Origin of the sequence: Pseudomonas brassicacearum (assembly GCF_003732265.1) — a bacterium.
Classification (GTDB): domain Bacteria; phylum Pseudomonadota; class Gammaproteobacteria; order Pseudomonadales; family Pseudomonadaceae; genus Aquipseudomonas; species Aquipseudomonas brassicacearum_D.
Genome location: NZ_MOBK01000110.1, coordinates 1 through 297 on the forward strand (window position 1 = coordinate 1; position 297 = coordinate 297).

The window sequence follows — 297 nt, forward strand, 5'->3', positions numbered from 1 at the left end:
GTGACTGTCGCTGCCAATTCAGCGACTCGGGCTTGGTCACCCGTATTAGATGTGCATTCACAGTCGTTGTATGCTGCTGGCGCTTTTTTGTGTCAGCACGCTTAATGGCGGCTGTGTTCGGGACGCCTTCGGGCGTGCCGGTTGTGAATGCCTCATCGGTTGACCAACCCGAACGCAGTCCGCCACCTATCGCTTGGTCACGGTGGGTGCGGATTCTCATGACGCAAAAAACGAGGCAAAAATAATGAAAACATGGAATCAATTCACCACCGATCGCTACCGCCCACTCGAATCCAA

The 297-nt window shown here is 53.9% G+C and carries 1 protein-coding gene; it reads right to left on the reverse strand.

Features of this window, described 5'->3' with window-relative positions:
• The coding region (locus tag BK660_RS32805) for a hypothetical protein (RefSeq protein WP_221178660.1) at positions 1-297 on the reverse strand (297 nt) is incomplete at both ends.